Source organism: Flectobacillus rivi (assembly GCF_030056655.1).
Classification (GTDB): domain Bacteria; phylum Bacteroidota; class Bacteroidia; order Cytophagales; family Spirosomataceae; genus Flectobacillus; species Flectobacillus rivi.
This window is the reverse complement of sequence record NZ_JASHIE010000004.1, coordinates 104,364-122,446: the sequence shown is the minus strand read 5'-3', so window position 1 is coordinate 122,446 and position 18,083 is coordinate 104,364. Positions and strand designations below refer to the sequence as shown.

Genomic DNA, 18,083 nt, shown 5'->3' with positions numbered 1-18,083 from the left:
GATACGACAGTGCTCTGACGTGTATGTTTTCTGTTGTTTTTACGGAACTAGAAGCTGTCTGACCTTTTTACAGGTGAATAAATTCACCCGCTAATGGGAATCGTTGGTCAATAACTAGTCATATGGCTAACTTTAACCTAAAGCGGTGATAATCTATTTATTCAAATATATAAATTTTTCCAAAGTTGATTTTTGCTTTAGCTCCGTAGGAGCGACAGTTCGGTAGTCTTAAATCAATTTTCTGAGCTATTAAAGGAGCGCCGTAGGTGCGACAGAGAGTAGACTTCAAGATAGTCTGTCTGTCGTACTTACGGCGCTTTTACTGCTTTTACATTCTGCCTTAATACTTATTTCACTTTCCAGATACTTCCATTTTTGGTAGTATGCTGCTTGAGTTTCCCTTCTTGCGTTAACTGCTTTAGTAACGATTCACTTTCTTGACGAGATTTGCCGCTCAATTCAGTAAACTCCCTAGCTGTCAGCGTTGGGTATTTGGCAAATAAGCCTTCCCAAGAAGTATCGTAACTATCCTTAAAAGCTGCTGGTGCCAAACTTCTAAGCGTTGTTTCGAATAAAGCATAAGGTCTAAAACCGTAAATGACTTGCGTATTATTGAGGCTATTATTGACATACAGGGTAGGAAAACCTCTTACACCCATTTTTCTTGCCAACATCAAATCCTCTTTGAAAAGCTCTGTTGCTTTTCCTGCATAATCTTGCTGAATTTTGTCTGCATCCAAACCTACTTCAATCGCTGCTGCCTTAATTTGATTCCAGTCTGCAATGTTTTTCTTTTCCAGGAAAACCATTTCACGCATTCTTCTCATAAACTTTTGCGCTTTGGCTTCATCTTGTAACTGAGCTGCTTTGAATGCAATAGACGGAGGATACGAAGAAGCAAGAGGATTTTCCAACCAAACATCACCATCTATTGGCATATCGTAGTAAGCACTTACCTCGTCCCAGTGATGCGCCACATCAGAAGGCTTACTGATACCACCGCTGTTATAACTCCAATCGGGCAAAAGCCCTCCCATTCGATATTCAATTTCGACATACTTACCATATTCAAGCTTTAGCTTACGCAGTTGGGGCTCGATACCCCAGCAAGATGAACAAATTGGGTCAGTGAAATAGATAATCTTAATTAACTTTTTTTGCTGGAATTGATAGTCAAAATCACTAGTTGTAGACGAAGTATCAATCTCACAAACTCCTGTTTCGGGATCGCACAAGAGTGGATTCGATTTAGAATCTTTCATAGAATTTTTCTTTTGTGCTTGGCTAGTATATCCACCAAGGCTGTTTAACAAGGCAATAATTATTAAGTTTTTAAAGAGAGAGTTCATTTAATAATAGGGTAAAATTGTACTACAAAAAGAAATTGGTTTTTAGCTTAGGATATTGCTTTTAGTATTAAATACACGAAATTTTTGAAGTTTGGTCGTTATTATTTTTGCAAAAAAACTCGTTATGACTCATTACAACATTCTACTTATTAGAACAATAAACTACACCCAACACTAGTTACCATTTTGTTTATTAACAAATATCATATACTCCTACGAGTAATTATCAGTAAATTTGGGCACCAATTTTTTTATAAACAAGAGGTCAAAAAAACATGACTACCAAAAACCAAGCCGAAAACACTTGTCCTGCCGAAGGATTATTAAAGACATTGTCAGGAAAATGGAAGCCTCAAATTTTCCGTTTTGCGGTCAATGGTCCTATTCGTTTCAATACATTATTGAGAGAAATAGAAGGTGCCAACAAGCAATCGTTAGCAACTGCCCTCAAAGAATTAGAATCTGAAGGTATCCTACACAAAGTTATCATCAGCGAAAAGCCACTCCATATCGAATACAATCTTTCCGAAAGAGGACAATCCCTCGTACCCATCTTCCAGCAACTCGAAGGAATCGTAAAATAGCCTTGCCTACTATTTGCAGATAAATATTTTTAGTTTTTGAATAAAAAAAGTATTCAAATTGTTTGATTGTCGTAAAAAACCATTACTTTTGTCATAAATAACCTCGCAAAATAATTTATTTGTCTATATTTTTACGTAAAAAATAAAAAACGTGATTATGTCGACTGCTCTAAACCAAGTAGAAATATTTCGGACAGAGGTTAGTTGTCCGAAGACCGCCGCCAAATTGCTTCAGCTTTTGCATGAAGTATTTCCGAATGATAAGTTCAATTTCGATTTAGAGGATTGTGATAGGATTTTGAGAGTTGATAGTCCTCATCTAGAAATAGAAGCCATACCCAAGCATTTACATTCTTGGGGCTATTTCTGTGAATGGATTGAATAGTGATTATTTGACTAACAATAATTTGATTTCGCCGATAACAGTCTCAGTGCTGTGTTAAGGTTTTACTTAAGGTCGGTTTGCTACTATTGTTCTGTTCAAAGCTCAACAGATTTGATTACTTTGTTCCATATAAAACGATATAAGGCTTATGAAACCCCTTATTATCATTGAATCACCCTCTAATTTGGGTTTGAAAGAGTCTGCCCAAGGAAAAGAGCCAGGTGTAAGTAGACTGCCTCAGCATTTGAAAAAGCATGGTTTGTACGATAAACTGAACCCTGCTCAGATAATCCATTTGGCAGCTCCTCCATATAGCTCGCAGCTTGATGAAGCTTCGGGTGTGCTCAATGCCTACAAGATAGTTGAGTATGCCAAAGCACAAGCGCAGGAACTTAAAAGAGTCTTGGCAACAGATTCATTTCCTGTTGTAATTGGAGGTGATTGTAGTATTTTGATAGGCAATGCCTTGGCATTGAAAGAATTAGGTAATTATGGTTTGATGTATCTGGATGGTCATACAGATTTTGTGTTGCCCTCTATGTCCCAAACTGGCGGTGCTGCTGGGATGGACTTGGCCATTGTGACGGGACATGGTCATCATAAGCTAACCAATATTCATCAGCTAGAGCCCTATTTTGAAGAAGAAAATGTTTGGTGTATAGGTAATAGGTATTGGGACCCCGAATACGTGGGTCTCATACAATCTTCGCAGATTGAATATGTGCCGTTGTCACACCTCCGTGAGATGGGAATAGATACCCTACTATCTCTATTTTTTATGCATATAGAAGCAAAAAAATGGGATGGTTTCTGGATTCATCTCGATGTCGATGTATTAGATCATAAAGTAATGCCAGCTGTAGATAGTCCCCAACAGGGAGGAATGTCATACGATGAGCTTCGAGAACTTTTGATACCCTTGATGGCGCATCCGAAGGTAGCAGGCATACAACTGACCATATTAGACCCAACCCTTGACCCTTATGGCATATATGCCCAAAGACTGATTGATAATCTTGTAAAAATCTTAAGTCCCATTTTCAGAGAGGTAAAAGACCACGATGAAATAATGAGATTTTGACCTTAGTTTAACCTCTAAACTTCTCTACTATACTATTAGTTAACTTGGACCCTACACCTATTTTTAATTTCGTTCTACCTCAATAAGCTGTGAATCTTCAAAAATGCTCGCTGGAGAAATAACTTTTTCGCTCAAAAGGATTCGATCTCCATACCTTTCTTTCAATTTTTTTCTGACAACTTTATGATCTATGTCAAAATCCCTTAATCTTTGAAGTTTTCCAATTTCGATATTGGCGCCTCGCTTATATATTTTCCAAACAAGTTCGGAGCAGTAAATACGCTGATCGTCCCATCCAAAGTAAATATCATACTTTTTACCTCGAAGTTTTTCACCCTCTTTTTGCATTGAGACTAATACTTTTGGCGTAAGAATGCTTTGTGCATTTTTGAGTCTTTTAATCACATAGTGTTGGTTCTTTCCTCTTGCAATCCATTCTTTGAGAGGAGTAAGCTTGACAGGTTGTACCACTTCAAATACAAAATACTCTTTGCCTTTTTGATAAATAATACCACAATGCGAATACTGTGATTGGGTAGCTAGCTGAATAGCTTTGCTTTGAGCCGAAAGAGAAATTTGAAAAATAATATCCCCATTTTTATAGGCTTTTGTAGAGGAATGACAGCTTTCCAATACAAAAAATAGGGCGCAGCATAAGATTGATTTCATAGTAGATGGAGGTTAAATAAATACAAAAAGCCGAGGAACTTACATTACTCGGCTTTGTTATATAACGTAACATAGGTAAAAGTCTTTTGTTGACAGCAAAAGACTTTTGATATTCTATTCTTATAATGAACCTTTACATACCATTAAGCATGCAAACTTGCAGAAACACGCTTGAATAAGTTCTTAACCTTTGCGGCAGCATTATCGACTGGTTCGGTGAGCATGCCGTGAAATTCTTCTCCTTTATGTAAAAAATGCGTCATAACATATCCCGATGTCATTCCCCATTTTTGGATAAAAGTAAAATACCCTTTGTTTTTCTTTACTCGTCCTGTCGAGCGACCAGAGAAATGATATACTTTACTTTCGCCAACGCCCTTGAATAATCGAATGCCCATTTTCCAGAGCTTCATCGAAAAATCAGGATCAGAATACATACCAGGATGAAACTCAACGCTGTATCCGCCAACTGCATTCCAAATGTCACGGTGTACAATATTGGGAGGCCAAGTAGCACCAGTCCAATCAGGCTTTTTGAAAGTTTGGTACTCTTTTAAAAGTTTTGCTTCATTAAACGACTTTAAATCTGTCCCATAATCATGATGAATCACACAATTGTTATTGGTATTGTAAGGCTCAATCATGGTTGCCGACAAGAAAAAATAGGGGTGTCCGATGGCTTTGATTTCTTCCGAAATCGCTTTATCCCAGTCTGGACACACATACATATCGTCGTTCATGTATAATATATAATCGGTGGTTGCCTGTTGGGCAGCATAGTTCAGAGCGTAACAAATACCTATATTATTTGCACTGTAAGTATAGTCAATGTCTGATTGTTCACGAACCCAGTCCAACGTTCCGTCCTTGCCTTCATTGACGTGAACGATGATTTGGTGATTGAACAGCGAGTTTTTTCTGATACTTTCAATACAAAGCTTTAAATAAGGTAAGTTGTTCCAAGAAGGAACTAAAATAGAGAACTGCTTCTTGGTGTCCACTTCGGGGTGGTTTCTTTCTTGTAAGGTATTGATAAAGCTCATGACAATTAGGAGTTGGGCGGTAAAACTTTGATTACTCAAAAACTTAGACACAAAACCTACCTAGAACGTTGTCTGAATATCTTCACTTTGTGACGAATTATCTGGATTTATCGACCAACTCATTAAAAATGAGTATCAAACTATCGAAGTTGTCCCTGATAAATTTCTTCAAATGCGGGTAAAAACCTACTTCCTACTGGAACTTCCACACGACCAATCTCTATTTTAGATTTTTGGAAAGCTGTAATTTTTTGTAAAGAAACAATGTATGAATTGTGTACTCTACAAAAAAATTGAGCAGGAAGCTTTCCTTCCATAGCCTTCAAGTTTGAACGAGTAAGGATAGGTTTGTTGTCATTTACCGTAAAGATTTTTACATAGTCTTTAAGTCCTTCTACGAATAAAATATCTTGGTAAAATAGCTTAATCTTCTTATAATCAGCATTAATTACGACATAGTCTACTTCAGGAGCAGTAGTTTCGGCGACTTCTTTGTGACGTAACGTGTATAGTTCATACGCTTTGTTGGTGGCTCGCAAAAATCTGTCAAACGGAATTGGTTTGAGCAAATAATCAATCACATTAAGGTCATATCCTTCCATGGCATATTGCTGATATGCCGTGGTAAAAATGACCATGGGAGGCTGAATCAAGCTTCGTAAAAATTGCGTACCCGTTAGTGTAGGCATTTGAATATCTAAAAATACCAAATCTATTTGCCCCGAATTAATCAATTCCCAAGCCTCAAATGGACTAGAGAAAGTATTCACAAGCTCCAAATAAGGGACTTTTTGAATATCGTCGGCAATCATTTCTAATGCAAATGGCTCGTCATCTACTGCGATACATTTCAGTTTAGTGGGATAGTCAGATTGAGTTGATGGCTTCATAAAATTCATAAAGGTTGATGGATTTTGAGCGATTACAAATAAGAATAAAGGGATTCGTATATTAGATTACAAATAGGAGAGAGTGCCGAAGATAACCTTATCTTGGTAGGTAGTCGTGTTTAATTATTGGTTAAAAAGCAAACTAAATCGCTTCGTTTTGGGAATCACTCGGGTTGAGGATAATTATAACTGTATATATACTTCAACGATGAAAAGACCGTTTTCTGTTATTTTTAACTCATGTTTTTCAGGATAATGTAAAGCCAAGCGTTTTTTTACATTCTGCAAACCTATACCCGTCTTGTCTTCTTCCTTAAAATTATGGTCAAAATTGCGGTTTTCGGTAATAAATCTTAGAGTGTCATTTTCTACAGAAAGTTTAATCAAAATATGTGATTCTTCTATACTGTGCAGTCCGTATTTGAAAGCATTTTCGACCAACGGTATAAATAGCAGTGGTTCTATAGAATACAAATGTATAGGTCCTTCGTACGAAAACTCGGCTGAGTTTTTACCCGAGATACGCATTTTCTGTAATTCAATATAATTTTGGAGATAGTCTAGCTCCTGAGTTAGAGGCACTTTGTCACTCTCAGACTGATACAACATGTATCTTAAAAGTTGTGAAAGTTTTACAATAGCATCTTCTGTATTTTCAGATTTTTTGCGCGCCAACCAACGAATATTATTAAGCGTATTAAACAAAAAATGTGGACTCACCTGAAGTTTTAAGACTGCTAATTCGGCAGCAACTTTTTCTAATAAAATTTGCTGTTGTAAGTCGTGGTTTCGCAAACGTTCTTGCCATAATGCCAACGAAGTACTGAAAATAATCGAGAAAAAATAGGTCAAGGTGGCATTCATCAATTGCGGAAATGGCAAGAACATCCTCGGTGGACGAGGCATATTATTAGGCCTGTTTTTCCATTCCGATGGCGGAGGCATCTTGGGCATACCCATATCAAAGCCGTGCATTTTGAGAAAATAATGCGACCATATCCAATGCAAAGCCAATATGATTACAAATCCCAGAATGATATAAAGAGAGAATATATCGCCCCTTTTTTTCATCAAAAACTTTGGAACAAGTACCAGTAAATTGATATAAAATGCCGCCATCAATGCCAAATTATTAAAACACTGGACGGTAAAAAATCGGCTAAATTCAGGTCGATTATAAAAACTATTGGGCATCATAAGCACTGGTAAAAAGAATACCAACGACCAACCAACAATGTGAAATACTAACTGATATTTTTCGAATACTTTCATGCTTTTCAAGTATGTGCTATTATAACAAAGTGTTGAACTAACGTAAGAAAATTCCAAAACCACGCCAACTGTCTATCAAGAATGCCTTTGTGTAGATAAACGCTCGAGCATTAGACTTTTCTACAAATAAACATTCTATATCTATCATCCATTACCTTATAAATTTATTCACAGAATATTTGTATAGTTTTGAAAAACAGTTGTTTATGGCTTTGTTGTAGCTATGTCTAGTTATGCTAACAGAGGAAAAACTGATTATCTAAACATTTCAATTTGAATAAATTATGAAAAGAACACTTGTAGGTGTGTTGTTGTCTTTGATCGTATTGGGCAACTTTTCATGGGGAGAGGCACAAGTTTCTTCTACACCAGATTACGCCAAGGTTTTTCCACAAAACCGATTGAACAAAATCACTATTTCTATTTCGAAAGCAGATTGGGATAGTATCAAAATAGACATGAAGGAAAAGTTCAAAACCGATTTTGGCAAATCTCCATTTCCTCGTATGGGACCACCCAATGGTGAACGTCCTAATCAGCAGGGTTTTCCACCGATGTCACAAGATGGCAAACGACCAGAAGGATTTCCACCACAGCGTGGAGGTGATGGCGAAATGATGCCTCAACCTATGGGGACATCCGAAGAGCCTCGTTACGTTGCTTGCCAAGTGGAATTTGAGGGAAAAAAATGGCATAATATAGGTTTCAGACTCAAAGGTAATTCGAGCTTAATGAGCTCGTGGGGAGCAGGAGTATATAAAATGCCCTTTAGGTTAGATTTTGATAAATATGAAAAATCAGATTTGTATGGTTTTCATGAACTGTCAATGTCTCCCGCATTTCATGACAATTCTTTGATTCGTGAAAAACTAGCAAGCGACATTTACCGACAAGCGGGTATCCCAACGGCTCAGACGGCTTTTTATGAGGTATATCTTGACTATGGTGATGGCGTACAATATGCAGGGGTGTACACCATGGTAGAGGTGATTGACGATACAATGATTCAGTCACAATTTGGTAGCTCAACAGGCAATATTTATAAACCCGAATCAACCTTTCAGCGATTCAGGGAGAAAGAATTCGAGAAAAAGAACTTTAAAAAAGAGAAGAAATTCCAAGATGTTCAGGCATTTGTATCGGCGCTCAACGACTCAAGCAGAATCAAGGCACCTGCCCTGTGGCGTACAAATCTTGAAAAGACTTTTGACATTAATCACTTTATCAAATGGTTGGCTATCAATACCGCTATGACTAATTGGGATACCTATGGTGCAATGGCTCATAATTTTTATTTGTACAACGCACCCAATCGTGGTTTGGTCTGGATTCCTTGGGATAACAATGAAGCAATTTCGACCAACGACAAGCCCAATTTTCCTATACCTGAAGGTATGCCAGAGCCTCCTAAAAATTTCAGAATGCCTAATAGAGGTTTGTCTTTATCGTTGAAGGATTGCCCCAAACATTTTGTTTTGATTACCTACATCGCTCAGGACCCTGTGTATTATGCTAAATATTTGAAAGAAATAGCTGCTTTCAGAAAAAACGATTGGCAAGCTACAAAACTGACTAAGCAAATTGCAGAGTATGCTCTTTTGATAAAACAGGCTGCTAGTAAAGAGAAAGCGCCTTATTCGCACTTGACAAATGAGAAAAGCTTTGAAGAAGGAATCCAGAGTTTGCAAAAGCAAATTGGTAAAAGAGCAACTGAAATAGACCAATTTTTGGCAGAAAAGCCTTCTGGGAAATAACGTTTGTCTAAAGACTTGATAAATTTTACGGATGTTACCAATTGTCGAAACTTATAGGATTTATGTAGACGAGTGGCGTTTTTGGACTAAAAAACGCCATTTTTTGCATAAAATTCTTGTTAAGAAATGTTAAAGTCGACAGATAAAAAGGCAATTTCTACACACTAACATTATCATAGTCGTGGTCTCAAAATTTCTTCCGTGATTTGTGAAGGATTTCGATGGACGCTAGTATTTTCAACGAAAACGAAGTTCGTAAATAGTCAACGGAGATTGTGTATATTTGAATAAAGTGCCTTGGTTATACTCAGAATAGTTTGAGAAAAATAGATATTATTTAGAATCTTTTTTAATAAGCAGGCAACAGTTTCTTAGAATAGTCAGTCATGATAGATAAAAGAGAAACCTAGTACAACGAATATTATTGTAAAATCTTTTATGTACCAATATAAAATCTCTAAATTTTATACAATGAAGCAATTCACCATTGTCGTATTTCTTTCCGTTTTGACTGCTTCTACTTTTGCTCAAAGCAAAAAAGAGGTTAAGAAGAATAAGATTAAAACTGTCACTGAACAAATCACAGATTATGTAGGAGGCAAGGAAATTACTCGTAACGACAGTTATAAAAAATTTAATAAACAAGGTGAAGTATTAGAGGAGATAGAATATGATAAAACAGGAAAGCTCAAGCGCAAAGTGCTTTCAAGATACAATGAGTTTGACGATAAAGTAGAGGAGATTATCGTCGATGCCAACAATCATCAAGTGGAACGAGAGGTGTACAAATATGATTCTTTCAAAGAAAAATCAGAAGTACTTCACTACAATGAGCGAAATGAATTGGATAGCAGGTCTGTATATATCATCAATGGCAACGGACTGAAGACTGAAAAGAAGACTTATGATGCGAAGGGTAAATTAATTCAAATCAAAAAGTATTCGTATGGTTTCTGATACTTTCATGCAGGATGTTCAAATCCAAGCAAGCTTGTTTGAGCCAATTACCTTAGCCCAAATGGACGGGGTAAAACTGATGGATCGTATGGATGTAAAATATTTGATTCCCTTGGCTTTATTGTCTGATATTCTTCGAGAAGCACAGCCTTATTACAAGATTTTGGAGATAGAAGATCATCGTCTCTGTAACTACAAAACCTTGTATTATGACACAGATGATTTGGCGCTTTACAAGGCTCATCAAAATGGTTTGTTGAATCGCTACAAGGTTCGGGCTCGTAATTATGTGGAATCGAGTTTGTCGTTTTTTGAAATAAAGCATAAAAACAATAAAGGTAGAACCAAAAAAACGCGAATAAGACAACCTGAAATTACAGATTTTTTGGAAGAGAGTAGTGCAGATTTTTTACAAAAAACTACGCAAAATATAATCCCAGAGTCTTTAAAAGGCATTCTTTGGGTCAATTATCAACGTATTACTCTGGTAAGTAAAGTCGGTCCAGAACGATTGACAATTGACTTAAATCTAACATTTGAATTTGAAGAGCAGCAAAAGGTATATGCAGCGATGGTAATTGCGGAGGTAAAACAAGAAAAATTGGGACAATCTCCTTTTATTGACCTCATGCGCAAGTATCGACTCAAGCAAGGAGGAATCAGCAAATATTGTTTTGGAATCATCAGTTTATACCACCAAATCAAGCAAAACAAGTTTAAAAAACATTTAAGAAGAGTTTCAAAAATATTGGCGCACCATGACCATCTTGCAACAACTAACCTCACCACAAGTTACTGAGAGTTTTCAGTGGATAGACAAATTACCAGCCAAGTTCTTTATCCGAATGGGAATAGATTTACTCTCTGTTTTGGTATTAATTAGGTTGATTTATTATAAAAATTATCGCCGTGCAGATCTGTTTTTAACCTTTTTTGTATTCAATATTATCATTTTTTTATTGACCTATATGCTCAATAAAGTGGTAATGTCGATGGGAGCGGCTTTTGGGTTGTTTGCGGTGTTTTCGATGCTACGTTATCGTACCGAGGGTATTTCAGCGAAGGATATGACCTATTTGTTTATGGTGATAGCCATAGGGTTGATTTCGGCAGTGAGCAAAGGTGGTTGGGATGAATTATCAGTATTGAATGGATTGATTTTGTTTGTTACATGGTTGCTCGAAAGTGGCTTAATCATGCGAAAGGAATACTCGAAGGTCGTTATGTATGAGCGTATTGAGTTGATTACCCCTGATAAACAGGAAGAACTTTTGCAAGATTTAAGAACACGTACAGGCTTAGCCGTTCATAGAGTCGAAATCCATGAAATAGACTTTCTGAAAGATGCTACCAGAATGACCATTTTTTATCATTAGTGAGGACTGAACAACGGATTTCGAGCTATTGCGGATTTGGGATTTCTGATTTCGGAAATATTGAAAAATACCTTTGTTTACTAATTAAGCTTCAAAATACAGGGCAAATCATTGGTATTTCATTGTTAATTATTCAAAAATAGGTAAACAAACATGCAGAATAAGATTTTATCGATGTTGAATATAAATTCCTAATAGCAGAAAATTTACATTCACAATTCACAACTCATAATTCAGTATTATTACCTAATCAGCCAACCACATATAAGTTTAATATGAAAAAAATCCTTTTACTCTTGCTTCTTATATCTGGAAAGATGTTGGGGCAGGAAACAGATATTCGTTCGTGGACTGGAGTGTCGTTAGAGAAAAAGCTAAATAAACATATTAGTCTCAATGCCAATTTGCAGGTTCGAACAACGGATAATTTTACAGCGGTTGGTTCTTACGTAGGAGAGTTTGGATTAGGATATAAAATCAATAAACACTGGGAGGTTTCGGCTTATTATCGATTTTCGAAAAGACAAAAATGGGATAAAAGCGAAGATGCCTATATCTATAAACCTTTTCATCGGTTTTATGCCAATATTGATTATGATAGAAAAATCTCCATTTTTAAATTGAGTTACCGACTTCGTTATCAAGACCAATTTAAGGATACAGATACAGGGTTGGAAGAAACAAAGAGTTATTTAAGAAATAAAATTGAGTTAGCCTATCCAAATAAAACAAGATTTACGCCGTCTATTTCGGCAGACTTTTTTTACAAAATTGGAGAGGACTTCGACCAAATAAGATATAAGGCAGGCGTTGATTATACCGTAAACAAACGCAATAGTGTGGGACTCACATTTTTTAGAGATTATGCTCTCGTGCCTACCGACCTCGATGTTTATACCATTGGGTTAACTTACAAGTTAAAATTGTAGTAAACGGACTATACGTGATTAGCAAAAAGTTTGTGCGAGCAATGTCTCTGGCACAAACTTTTTCTTTTATAGGTCGGTCAACATGATCATGAGTTTTTCTAGCTCCTTGGTAGCGTTTCCATAGTTAGAATCATATTTATTAAAGATGATAGAAAAACAGTACAACTCACCATTAGAAGCCGTAAAATAGCCTCCATACGCTCTTACGCCTTCAATAGAACCACTTTTGGCATGGATATTTCCAGCAGCTTTACTTTTCTTGGCAAGGTTGGCCACTGTGCCTGATACCCCAACTACTGGAATAGACTCATAATAAGAATTGAAGCTTTTTTCGGTAGTCATAATCGACAAGACATCGGTCATAATATCGGTAGTAACGGCATTGCTAGGAGATAAGCCACTTCCATCTTTCATTTTCAATCCTTGCATATTGAGCCCTTTGGCTCTCCAAATTTGCTCAAAACCTTTTACAGCATCGCTCGTGCCATTTCCCATATTGAGCAGAACAGAAGGCGTTTTCAAAAAAGCCTCCGCATACAGGTTGATGCTTTGATAATTACAAGCTTTCACTAATTCTTTCAAACTAGGAGAGTTTTGTGTAGCAATAGTCATCGTACCATTGGGTTTGCTATGTGTTAAATAGCGTTTGTCTAATTCCAACGTAGAGGTTGGTCCTTCCTGAATTTGAATACCCAACTCCTCACATTTTTTGCCCAATGCAAAAGCCATGTAAAAGGCAGGGTCAGGAATAGATCCTTTAACTGAAAAACTGCTGCCTTGAGGCACAAAACCTTCCATTAATACCGCATCTTGATAGGGCGTAGAATAAATCATGACTTGATCGCCCGTACCAGCTCGATCAGTTAGGACTTTGTTGATTTTGGTTAAATAAGGTAAATCAGGGGCAGTTTTGACAAATCCTGCCGATTCCATATAACCTTTTGGTTGAAAGGTCACCCAAAATAGATTTTCATTGATATTCAATCCATAACAGCCCGCACCATAATAATTGCCCATATCGCCCCAAATCCAAGTGCTAGGAATCACGTTTGCGTTAAAGAAACTCGCATCCCCCATGATTCTGCCATTGATTTTTTTGATACCCAATGCTTTTACTTTACTCGCCCAAGCATCCAACAATTGTTTGTAATCTGGCTGATTTTTGAATCTCCAACTACCCAGCGAGGGGTCGCCATTGCCTTTGATGTAGACGTTGCCATTCAGTACGCTGTCGACAATACTTCCACTATATTCCAAGGTGGTTTGGTACATAAAAGAATCACCCAAAGTCATTAAGGCAGTTGCTGTAGAAAGCAACTTCATCGTGGAGGCAGGAGCAAGGCTTTTTTTAGCTTGAAAAGAAATAACGTTTTTCCCCGTTTTAGCAGATTTTACGCTCATTCCAACCATACCTGTCTGTAAAAAAGGGGAGTTACTCAAACTATCCAATCTGCGATTGACTTGGGTTTGCCATTTGAGCGTTAGACTATCAGAGCTTTGTAAGGAAAATAACCAATGGGTTAGTAGTAAGGCAAATAGTTTCATAAATCAAGGGTAAGGGTGGTTCTAGTAATCACAGAGGAGAGTGGAGTCTCCTCTGTAAAAATAAATGCTAAATTGAGAGCTATGATACAATTGTGGATTGGGGATTTCCGATTTCGGAAATATGCCTTTATTAAATACAAAATAGGATTCAAAAAAATATGGTACACTTCCGCAATCCCCAATCCGCTATCTGAAATAGATGGCTTCACATAATACTTTAAGCCCACTAATTCAAAATTCAACATTATTACTTCAGTATCTCAACTTCTATCGCACTGCTGTTGTACACTTTGTGAGTAGCTTTGATAAAATCTGAAGCATCTGCTTTGTAGATATTGTCAACGAATTTTTGAGGATTAATATCAAACAAAGGGAAAACTGTAGATTGTACCTGAATCATGATTTTATGACCTTTTTTGAAAGTATGCAATACATCTTGCAAACGGAAAGTCACATCAGTAATTTGGTTAGGAACTAATGGCTCTGGTTTTGAGAAACTATTTCTGAAACGGCTACGCATAATCTCACTTCTCACCATTTGTTGGTAACCTGCCAGAGTAATATGTTTAGGAGTAAATGGCGTATTCTGCTCATCGCCAGGATATACATCTACCAATTTTACAAACCAGTCAGCATCCGTGCCAGTGGTAGCTACCTTGAGTTTTGCTAAAATCTCGCCACCTAATGTAACATCTTCGGTCAAAATATCTGTTTCAAAAGTCAATACGTCTGTTCTACGACCTGCAAAACGTTGATCTTCGCTCATGTACGCACGCGGGGTAAAACCAAAAAGTTGCTTGTTGTCTTCGGTGTATGGCACAGGTTTATTTGGGTCAGACACAAATTCAGAATATCCGTCTGAAGTGATTTTGTCAGTCAGTTTTCCAGAATTACTCAAGTAGAAATTCACTTTCTGAGCTGTTTTTACAGGCCATTCTTTAAACTCTTGCCATTGTTTTTTACCCGTGTCGAACAAATACGCTTCTGGCAAATCTGATTTACCATCGCCAGCACCTTTCAAGAAATGCTTGAAGAATTTCAACTCAATATTTCTTTGGAAAAATGTAGCTACGCTATCCCCAAAATATACATTTGAGTGCATGTGATGACCTCTTTCTCTAGCCCAATCACCATGACCAAATGGACCCATTACGATGGTATTGTAGATATTCTGGTTGTTTTTTTCTACGTTTTTATAAATTGTCAAAGGTCCGTACAAATCCTCAGCATCATACCAGCCACCAACAACCATGATCGCAGGAGCGTTTTTGATGTTTTTCAAATGAGGAATGATACTACGCTTTTGCCAAAACTCATCATAGTTTGGATGGTCTACGTGCTCTTGCCAGAAAAAGTTATCCTTGTAATTTGCCCCAAGATTTTTTAAAGGAGTTTGCGTTTTATACCAGTCAAATCCGTCCTGTGTATTTCTTTTTGGAAACAAATTATCGTACCAAGATTCGGTGGTTGGTTTTGGATGCTGAACACCAAACACAGGAAACGTCAATCCATAACCAATCGTAAATGCCCCGTTGTGATGGAAATCATCAAAGAAGAAATCTGAAACTGGCGCTTGTGGTGAAGAAGCCTTAAGCGCTGGGTGACCACAAAGAGCACCTGCAATAGTGTAAAAACCTGGGTAGGAGATACCATATTGCCCTACACGACCATTGTTGTTAGGAATATTCTTGACCAACCAATCAATCGTATCATAGGTATCCGAAGCTTCATCTACGTCTGTTTTGGCTTTTTTGTTGGCAATATGAGGTGTCATATTTGTCCAAGTCCCCTCTGACATCCAACGACCACGTACATCTTGCTCTACAAAAATGAATTTTTCACGCATCATGTGGCGAGAATAATATAGCATTTGTGGATAGTCATCTTTGCCGTAAGGAGCTACATCATAACAAGTACGTTGCATGACGATAGGATACTTATTGTTTGCCGAAGCATCTTTGGGAACATATACATTGGTGAAAAGCTTAACGCCATCACGCATGGAGATTTGGTATTGGTATTTCACATAGTTTTCACGCACAAAAGCCGAGTCTTGTTGAGCAACGGACAATGATTGTGCTGAAATTTTAGTCATACCAACCAACAAGCTCAATAAAAGGAAGAGTTTTTTCATGTTTTAGGAGTGTTGATTCAGATTTGTTTTTTGTTAAAATTAAAACAAAGAATCGGTTTTCATGAGAATACAGTGTGTTTTTTAGCTGAAATAAGCATGAATGATAGATTAATAATCAAATAAAAAAGCGTCACAACTTGGTATAAAATCCATATTGGAAGTTTATACAAGCTTGTGACGCTTAGCATAATCCATATCAGAGATAGGTTTTTAATTCTTCAAAACACCAAAAGTTATAAATGAAGGATAAGCTTTTTGGTGATACACTTTTTGGGTGGCTTTTTGATAATCACTTTCTTTTGCTTCGAAAATATTTACAAATTTTTGAGGATTTCTATCAGCCCAAGGAAAACATGAACTCTGAATTTGTACCATGATTTTATGACCCTTTTTGAACGTATGCAATACATCTTGAAGCTCTAATTTTACTTCCGTTGGTTTACCTGGGACAAATGCTTCTGGTTTTGTAAAGTCGTTACGATATTTTCCTCTAATAATCTCACTACGAATCAGTTGTTGGTAACCACCATATACCACATCAGGATGAGCTGGGTCATTAGGTGTATCGTTTGGATATACGTCAATAACTTTAACTACCCAGTCGGCATCTGTTCCTGATGTTGAAACCTTCAGATTTGCTAGGATATTACCCACCATTGTCAAATCGTCTTTGAGTGTATCAGTTTCAAAACTAATCACATCTGGACGCTGGTAGGCAAATCGTTGGTCTTCCACCATATATTCAGCAGAAAAGCCATCATTGATTTTTCCAGAAAATGGTACAGGACGACTAGGGTCAGATATATAGCTAGTTACGCCGTTTTCGTTTTGAGGTTTAGTAAAACCTAATTTTCCGCCATTTTGTAAATACAAGACTGTTTCTTGTGCATTTTTTGCAGGATATGTATCAAAGCTTTTCCATTGATTACTACCTGTTTCGAACAAGGTAGCCTCGGCTAAGCTCAAAGGTAAAGATTCGTCTATGAGGTAATGATTGAAGAAAGGGCTTTCAATTTTTTCCTGATAATACAAAGACGTTTTTGACCCAAATTCAACATCGGCCAATGATTGTCCTGAAGCACCAGCCCATCCTCCATGAACCCAAGGACCCACTACAAAGCGAATATCATTGTTAGGAGATTGTTTCTCCATGGCTTGATAAGTCTTGAATGTTCCGTACAAATCTTGCTCATCGTACCAGCCTCCAACTACTAGAACCGCATGCTTGATATTCTGTAAATGTGGCAAAATATTGCGTTTTTGCCAATGCTCATCAAAATTAGGGTGGTCAAAATTTTCATGAAAGTACTCATTACGCTTTTTGTAATATTGATCTTCTGCATTACGAGTCGGGCCCATTTTCAAGTAAAAATCATAACCATCTGGACTGTCAAACGAGAAATAGGGTGCAGGACGATTTTTAGTCGGTTGTGTTTGAGCTTGGAAAAAGTTATAAAAACCAAAATTAGCTCCCAACATAAATGCGCCTAAATGGAAGGCATCATCACGCCACAAATCTGCCATTGGTGCTTGTGGAGAGGAGGCCTTTAAGGCAGGATGTTGCGAAACCGAACCAGCCGAAGTAAAAAAGCCTGGGTATGAGATACCCCATTGACCAACTTTGCCATTATTGTTTGGAATATTTTTGGTTAACCAGTCGATGGTATCATACGTATCCGTGGACTCATCAATATCTTTCTCTGACAATTTTTTATCAAGATGTGGCGTCATTTCAATAAATTTTCCTTCCGAAGCCCAACGACCACGTACATCTTGATAAACCACAATATAATTTTCACGAATCATGAAAGGGTTGGGTCCTATTCGCTTTTTGTATTTGTCAGTACCATAAGGATTGCAAGAATAGGGTGTTCTTTGCATGATAATAGGGTGCAGCTTTGATTTGTCTTTGGGCGCATACACCTGTGTGAAAAGCTGAACACCATCACGCATTTTGACCATGAATTCAGATTTGACGTAATTATTTCGAATATACGCCGAATCTTGAGCAACAGAGTATTGATAGGTTGATTGTGCTTTTACAAAAAAAGATAAAAAGCAAAAGAGGTAGATAAGTGAATTTCTCATAAGCATATCATTAAGTAGCGTTACAAA

Annotated in this window: 16 protein-coding genes; 8 read left to right on the top strand and 8 right to left on the bottom strand. The window is 37.2% G+C overall.

Features of this window, described 5'->3' with window-relative positions:
• Window positions 1–347 precede the first annotated feature (347 nt).
• On the bottom strand, window positions 348–1,262 hold the full coding sequence (locus tag QM481_RS06690; protein WP_283381161.1) for a ClpXP adapter SpxH family protein: 915 nt from the start codon (window positions 1,260–1,262) through the stop codon (window positions 348–350).
• 362 nt (window positions 1,263–1,624) lie between these two features.
• Between QM481_RS06690 and QM481_RS06685 the strand changes: the two genes are divergently transcribed.
• From QM481_RS06685 to QM481_RS06675, 3 genes are all read left to right on the top strand, one after another.
• A complete protein-coding gene (locus QM481_RS06685) occupies window positions 1,625–1,933 on the top strand; it encodes a winged helix-turn-helix transcriptional regulator (RefSeq protein WP_166551535.1) in 309 nt (102 codons plus the stop codon).
• 157 nt (window positions 1,934–2,090) lie between these two features.
• A complete protein-coding gene (locus tag QM481_RS06680; RefSeq protein WP_166551534.1) occupies window positions 2,091–2,318 on the top strand; it encodes a hypothetical protein in 228 nt (75 codons plus the stop codon).
• A 148-nt stretch (window positions 2,319–2,466) separates the two neighbouring features.
• The gene (locus tag QM481_RS06675) at window positions 2,467–3,399 is read left to right on the top strand and encodes an arginase family protein (protein ID WP_283381160.1); all 933 of its coding nucleotides are present in this window, start codon (window positions 2,467–2,469) and stop codon (window positions 3,397–3,399) included.
• A gap of 63 nt (window positions 3,400–3,462) precedes the next feature.
• On the opposite strand, the gene QM481_RS06670 is transcribed toward QM481_RS06675, so the two are convergent.
• From QM481_RS06670 to QM481_RS06655, 4 genes are all read right to left on the bottom strand, one after another.
• Window positions 3,463–4,068, bottom strand: a complete 606-nt coding sequence (locus QM481_RS06670) for a YiiX family permuted papain-like enzyme (RefSeq protein ID WP_283381159.1) — start codon at window positions 4,066–4,068, stop codon at window positions 3,463–3,465.
• Between the two features lie 143 nt (window positions 4,069–4,211).
• On the bottom strand, window positions 4,212–5,111 hold the full coding sequence (locus QM481_RS06665; protein ID WP_283381158.1) for a glycosyltransferase family 2 protein: 900 nt from the start codon (window positions 5,109–5,111) through the stop codon (window positions 4,212–4,214).
• A 140-nt stretch (window positions 5,112–5,251) separates the two neighbouring features.
• Window positions 5,252–6,001: a LytR/AlgR family response regulator transcription factor gene (locus tag QM481_RS06660; RefSeq protein WP_166551531.1), complete on the bottom strand. Its 750-nt coding sequence runs from the start codon at window positions 5,999–6,001 to the stop codon at window positions 5,252–5,254.
• 183 nt (window positions 6,002–6,184) lie between these two features.
• Window positions 6,185–7,273: a sensor histidine kinase gene (locus QM481_RS06655; protein ID WP_283381157.1), complete on the bottom strand. Its 1,089-nt coding sequence runs from the start codon at window positions 7,271–7,273 to the stop codon at window positions 6,185–6,187.
• Between the two features lie 284 nt (window positions 7,274–7,557).
• Here QM481_RS06655 and QM481_RS06650 point away from each other — a divergent pair, with 284 nt between their 5' ends.
• The 5 genes from QM481_RS06650 to QM481_RS06630 all read left to right on the top strand — a co-directional run bounded on the left by QM481_RS06650 (window position 7,558) and on the right by QM481_RS06630 (window position 12,289).
• Window positions 7,558–9,027 carry a CotH kinase family protein gene (locus QM481_RS06650; RefSeq protein WP_283381156.1) on the top strand — a complete coding sequence of 490 codons (1,470 nt, stop codon included), beginning with the start codon at window positions 7,558–7,560 and terminating at the stop codon, window positions 9,025–9,027.
• A 471-nt stretch (window positions 9,028–9,498) separates the two neighbouring features.
• The gene (locus tag QM481_RS06645) at window positions 9,499–9,984 is read left to right on the top strand and encodes a hypothetical protein (RefSeq protein ID WP_283381155.1); all 486 of its coding nucleotides are present in this window, start codon (window positions 9,499–9,501) and stop codon (window positions 9,982–9,984) included.
• Window positions 9,974–10,783 (top strand): polyphosphate polymerase domain-containing protein, encoded by an 810-nt coding sequence (locus tag QM481_RS06640; RefSeq protein ID WP_283381154.1) that lies wholly within the window; start codon window positions 9,974–9,976, stop codon window positions 10,781–10,783. Before QM481_RS06645 ends, QM481_RS06640 begins: the two co-directional genes overlap by 11 nt.
• The gene (locus QM481_RS06635) at window positions 10,743–11,360 is read left to right on the top strand and encodes a DUF4956 domain-containing protein (RefSeq protein WP_166551526.1); all 618 of its coding nucleotides are present in this window, start codon (window positions 10,743–10,745) and stop codon (window positions 11,358–11,360) included. The genes QM481_RS06640 and QM481_RS06635 overlap by 41 nt, the downstream gene beginning before the upstream one ends.
• A 275-nt stretch (window positions 11,361–11,635) precedes the next feature.
• A complete protein-coding gene (locus QM481_RS06630) occupies window positions 11,636–12,289 on the top strand; it encodes a DUF2490 domain-containing protein (protein WP_283381153.1) in 654 nt (217 codons plus the stop codon).
• A gap of 66 nt (window positions 12,290–12,355) precedes the next feature.
• On the opposite strand, the gene dacB is transcribed toward QM481_RS06630, so the two are convergent.
• The 3 genes from dacB to QM481_RS06615 all read right to left on the bottom strand — a co-directional run bounded on the left by dacB (window position 12,356) and on the right by QM481_RS06615 (window position 18,056).
• Window positions 12,356–13,834, bottom strand: coding sequence for a D-alanyl-D-alanine carboxypeptidase/D-alanyl-D-alanine endopeptidase (gene dacB, locus QM481_RS06625; protein ID WP_283381152.1), 1,479 nt, complete (start codon window positions 13,832–13,834; stop codon window positions 12,356–12,358).
• 247 nt (window positions 13,835–14,081) lie between these two features.
• A complete protein-coding gene (locus QM481_RS06620; RefSeq protein ID WP_283381151.1) occupies window positions 14,082–15,968 on the bottom strand; it encodes a CocE/NonD family hydrolase in 1,887 nt (628 codons plus the stop codon).
• A gap of 210 nt (window positions 15,969–16,178) precedes the next feature.
• Window positions 16,179–18,056: a CocE/NonD family hydrolase gene (locus QM481_RS06615; RefSeq protein ID WP_310589660.1), complete on the bottom strand. Its 1,878-nt coding sequence runs from the start codon at window positions 18,054–18,056 to the stop codon at window positions 16,179–16,181.
• Between the last annotated feature and the right edge of the window lie 27 nt (window positions 18,057–18,083).